4 protein-coding genes are annotated in these 5,026 nt (G+C 71.1%); 3 read left to right on the top strand and 1 reads right to left on the bottom strand.

All coding sequences use genetic code 11. The annotated features are described in order from the left end of the window. Positions 1-1,674 (top strand): AAA family ATPase (locus tag AOK15_RS28800; protein WP_157870399.1); only part of this gene is annotated, 1,674 nt, incomplete at its 5' end. A gap of 219 nt (positions 1,675-1,893) precedes the next feature. Further along, positions 1,894-3,312, top strand: coding sequence for a sugar porter family MFS transporter (locus AOK15_RS28795; protein ID WP_055521271.1), 1,419 nt, complete (start codon positions 1,894-1,896; stop codon positions 3,310-3,312). 127 nt (positions 3,313-3,439) lie between these two features. Here AOK15_RS28795 and AOK15_RS28790 read toward each other — a convergent pair whose 3' ends face one another. Next, positions 3,440-4,411, bottom strand: coding sequence for an LLM class flavin-dependent oxidoreductase (locus AOK15_RS28790; protein WP_055521272.1), 972 nt, complete (start codon positions 4,409-4,411; stop codon positions 3,440-3,442). 135 nt (positions 4,412-4,546) lie between these two features. On the opposite strand from AOK15_RS28790, the gene AOK15_RS28785 reads away from it, so the two are divergent. Beyond that, positions 4,547-5,026, top strand: a 480-nt coding sequence (locus AOK15_RS28785; RefSeq protein ID WP_205632250.1) for a signal recognition particle receptor subunit alpha, incomplete at its 3' end; no start/stop codon positions are given.

Here is a 5,026-nt window from a genome sequence, read left to right as displayed (position 1 = left end):
GACCTCACCGCCGTCACCGCCGAGGGTGATCTGCTCGGCGCCCACTTCGCGCACGGCGGCTCCGCGGGCGCGCCCAGCCTCCTGGAGGTGCAGGCCTCCGTCGACGAGGCGGCGGCGGAGCTGGAGGAGCTGGCCGTACGGTGCGAGGAGCTGGCCGAGACCCAGCAGGCCGCGGTCGCGGCGCGCCGGGAGCGGGCCGCGCTCGTGGAGGAGCTGGGGGAGCGGCGCCGGGCGGCCGAGCGGGAGAAGTCGGCGGTCGCCCAGCAGCTCGGGCGGCTCGCCGGGCAGGCGCGGGGTGCCGCGGGGGAGGCCGAGCGGTCCACCGCCGCTGCCGCGCGGGCCCAGGAGGCGCTCGACAGGGCCGTCGAAGAGGCCGAGGAACTGGCCGAGCGGCTGGCCGTGGCCGAGGAGATGCCGGTCGAGGAGGAGCCCGACACCTCCGTACGGGACCGGCTCGCGGCGGACGGGGCCAACGCGCGGCAGACCGAGATGGAGGCCCGGCTCCAGGTGCGTACGCACGAGGAGCGGGTCAAGGGACTGGCCGGACGTGCCGACTCGCTGGACCGGGCCGCGCGTGCCGAACGGGAGGCGCGGGCCAGAGCCGAGCAGCGCAGGGCGCGACTGCGGCACGAGGCGGCCGTCGCCGAGGCCGTCGCCTCCGGTGCCCGGCAGCTGCTCGCGCACGTCGAGGTCTCCCTGGTCCGCGCCGAGGGGGAACGTGCCGCCGCCGACGCCGCCAAGGCGCGCCGGGAGCAGGAGCTGGCGCGGGCGCGTACCGAGGGGCGCGACCTCAAGGCCGAGCTGGACAAGCTGACCGACTCGGTGCACCGGGGCGAGGTGCTCGGCGCCGAGAAGCGGATGCGGATAGAGCAGCTGGAGACCAAGGCGCTGGAGGAGCTGGGCGTCGAACCCGAGGGCCTGGTCGCCGAGTACGGCCCCGACCAGCTCGTACCGCCGTCACCGCCCGCCGAGGGCGAGGTGCTCCCCGACGACCCGGAGCATCCCCGCAACCAGCCGAGAACGTTCCACCGGGCCGAGCAGGAGAAGCGGCTCAGGGCGGCCGAGCGGGCGTACACGCAGCTCGGCAAGGTCAACCCGCTGGCGCTGGAGGAGTTCGCCGCCCTGGAGGAACGGCACAAGTTCCTCAGTGAGCAGCTGGACGACCTGAAGAAGACCCGCGCCGATCTGCTCCAGGTGGTGAAGGAGGTCGACGAGCGGGTCGAACAGGTCTTCACCGAGGCCTACTGGGACACCGCGCGGGAGTTCGAAGGGGTCTTCAGCCGGCTCTTCCCGGGCGGCGAGGGGCGGCTGATCCTCACCGACCCCGACAACATGCTCACCACCGGCGTCGACGTCGAGGCCCGCCCGCCCGGCAAGAAGGTCAAGCGGCTGTCGCTGCTGTCCGGCGGCGAGCGTTCGCTGACCGCCGTCGCCATGCTGGTGTCGATCTTCAAGGCGCGGCCCAGCCCGTTCTATGTGATGGACGAGGTCGAGGCGGCGCTCGACGACACCAACCTCCAGCGGCTGATTCGCATCATGCAGGAGTTGCAGGAGGCGTCCCAGCTCATCGTGATCACGCACCAGAAGCGGACGATGGAGGTCGCCGACGCGCTGTACGGCGTGTCGATGCAGGGCGACGGTGTGTCGAAGGTCATCAGCCAGCGGCTGCGTTAACCGTTTTCGAGTCGGGGTAGACGGGGTCCGAGCGCGTGGTTGCCTCGGGCCCCTAACTCTGCTGCCACGGTTGCCATTTCTTCAATACTTGAACTCAATCTTCGACATCTACTGTCGCTAGGCGGGCAAACGCTTTCACTCACCCCCTCTTGACTTCGAAACTTGAAGACATAGTCTCTGCACCGTTGCTTTTACCTTCAGAGCGGAAGGTCCCCCCACGTGACCAGCACAGCGCAGGCATCGACGACAGGAGCCCGGGCAGCCCATCCCGAGCATCTTTCGCACGTGATCTTCATCGCGGCGGCGGCCGCCATGGGCGGCTTCCTCTTCGGTTACGACAGCGCCGTGATCAACGGCGCCGTCGAAGCCATCAGGGACCGCTACGACGTCGGCTCCACAGCACTGGCCCAGGTGATCGCCATCGCGCTGATCGGCTGCGCCATCGGCGCGGCCACCGCCGGCCGCATAGCCGACCGCATCGGCCGCATCCGCTGCATGCAGATCGCGGCGGCCCTCTTCACGGTCAGCGCCGTCGGCTCCGCACTGCCCTTCGCGCTGTGGGACCTCGCCTTCTGGCGCGTCGTCGGCGGTTTCGCCATCGGCATGGCCTCGGTGATCGGCCCCGCCTACATCGCCGAGGTCGCCCCCGCCGCCTACCGGGGACGGCTCGGCTCGTTCCAGCAGGCCGCGATCGTCGTCGGCATCGCCGTGTCGCAGCTGGTCAACTGGGGAATCCTCAACGCCGCCGACGGTGACCAGCGCGGTCGGCTGCTGGGCCTGGAGGCCTGGCAGGTCATGCTCGGCGTCATGGTCGTCCCGGCCGTCCTCTACGGCCTGCTCTCCTTCGCCATCCCCGAGTCCCCCCGCTTCCTGATCTCCGTCGGAAAGCGCGAGCGCGCCCGTGAGGTGCTCGCCGAGGTCGAGGGCGACGGCACCGACCTGGACGCACGGGTCGCCGAGATCGAGTCGGCCATGCGCCGCGAGCACAAGTCGTCCTTCAAGGACCTGCTCGGCGGCAGCCTCCTGTTCAAGCCGATCGTGTGGATCGGCATCGGCCTGTCGGTGTTCCAGCAGTTCGTCGGCATCAACGTCGCCTTCTACTACTCCGCGACGCTGTGGCAGTCCGTGGGCGTCGACCCGACCGAGTCGTTCTTCTACTCCTTCACGACGTCGATCATCAACATCGTCGGCACGGTCATCGCGATGATCTTCGTGGACCGCGTCGGCCGCAAGCCGCTCGCCCTCATCGGCTCCGTCGGCATGGTCCTCGGCCTCGCGCTGGAGGCCTGGGCCTTCTCCTACGACCTCGTCGACGGCAGGCTCCCGGCCACCCAGGGCTGGGTCGCCCTGGTCGCCGCCCATGTCTTCGTCCTGTTCTTCGCCCTGTCCTGGGGTGTGGTCGTCTGGGTCATGCTCGGCGAGATGTTCCCGAACAAGATCCGCGCCGCCGCCCTGGGCGTGGCCGCCTCCGCGCAGTGGATCGCCAACTGGGCCATCACCGCGAGCTTCCCGTCCCTGGCCGACTGGAACCTCTCCGTGACCTATGTGATCTACACGGTCTTCGCCGCGCTCTCCATCCCGTTCGTCCTGAAGTTCGTGAAGGAGACGAAGGGCAAGTCGCTGGAGGAGATGGGCTGAGCCGCAGGCCCTCGAATCCGAGGAGCAGGGCCAAGTCCCCGCTGCCCCGCTCCTCGTACCCCGCCGTCGCCCCGGCCCGACCACTGAGCGGACCGGGGCGACGGTGTGTCCGCACCGGGCGGGACGGTCAGCCGTCCAGCCGGGGCAGCACCCGCTCGGCGAACAGCCGCAGCCCCCGCCACCCCTCGTCCACCGGCATCCCGCCCGCGAGCGGATGCAGGACGTAGTTGTCGAGGCCGAGCGCCACGCACTCGTCCGGCGTGACGATCCGGTACACGCCCTCGGCGCGCAGCTCGTCCACCGTCGTCGCCCCCGACCGCACGGCCGACCGGATCCCGGCCGACTGCCACGACGCGTACGTCCGCGCCTCGTGCAGGAAGTGCCCGCCGTACTCGGCCCACGCCCGGTCCGGATCCTCCGCCACATGCAGCAGCGGAGTCTCGGCCGCGGGCATCATCGTCCAGCCCTCGGTGCCGTACTCCACGAGCCGCTCCTTGTAGTACGCCTCCAGCTCCGGCAGGTGCGCGCTCGGGAAGAAGGGCAGCCCGAGCCGGGCCGCCCGCCGGGCCGCCGCCTTCGACGAGCCACCGACCAGCAGCAACGGATGCGGCTCGGTGGCCGGCCGCGGAGTGACGCGGACCGTGCGCCCCCGATAGGTGAAGGGCTCGCCGGTCCACGCCTTCAGCAGGGTCTCCAGCACCTCGTCCTGGAGTCTCCCCCTGCGCTTCCAGTCCACGTCGAACTGGGCGTACTCTTCCGGCCGGTACCCGATCCCCGCCACCGTCACCAGCCGCCCGCCGCTCACCAGGTCCAGGACGGCGATCTCCTCGGCCAGCCGCAGTGGGTCGTGGAGCGGGCCGATCACCGCGGACACGGTCACCGCGATCCGCCGTGTCGCCCCGAACACCGCGCCCGCGAACACGAACGGCGCCGGCAGCCAGTTGTTCTCGACCCCGTGGTGCTCCTCCGTCTGCACGGTGCTGATGCCCCGCTCGTCGGCGTACGCCGCCATCTCCACGGCGGCCCGGTAGCGGGCCCCCAGCGCGGCGCGCGTGGCGCCGGGCTCGACCAGATTGAAACGGACGACCGTGACGGGCATGGGGACCCCCTTCGGACGGATGTGGAGGCGGACCATAGCTGACGCCTCGTCAGGTATCCAGAGGTGTGGCCGCCCGGTGTGGCCCCGTACGGCGATCGAACGCGGCGGGGGGTGGTCGCGCATACTGGTCCCGTTATGGAAATCCTCATCCTTGCTGTAGTCATCGCCGTGGTCGTGCTCGGCGTGCTGGGCGGGCTCGTCGTCGGCAGCCGCAGGAAGAAGCCGCTGCCGCCGGCGCCCCCCACCGCACCCGACATCACCGCGCCCCCGGCCGAGCCGCACGTCGGCGACGAGGCCGAGACCCCGCGCGACGAACCGCGCCGAACGATCGAGGAGGTGGACCTCCCGGACGCCTCGGCGGCGGCGCCCGTCGCCGTCGAGGAACCCCCGGTCGTCGAGGCCCCCGCGATCGAGATCCCGGAGCCGACCGCCGGCCGTCTGGTACGGCTGCGCGCGCGGCTCTCCCGCTCGCAGAACGCGCTCGGCAAGGGGCTGCTCACCCTCCTGTCGCGCGAGCACCTCGACGACGAGACCTGGGAGGAGATCGAGGACACCCTCCTCACCGCCGACGTCGGCGTCCAGCCCACCCAGGAGCTGGTCGAGCGGCTGCGGGAA

It is taken from the genome of Streptomyces ossamyceticus, from assembly GCF_001418475.1.
Classification (GTDB): Bacteria; Actinomycetota; Actinomycetes; order Streptomycetales; family Streptomycetaceae; genus Streptomyces; species Streptomyces ossamyceticus.
The sequence above is the reverse complement of the archived record's forward strand: the minus strand, read 5'-3'. Positions and strand labels throughout refer to the sequence as shown.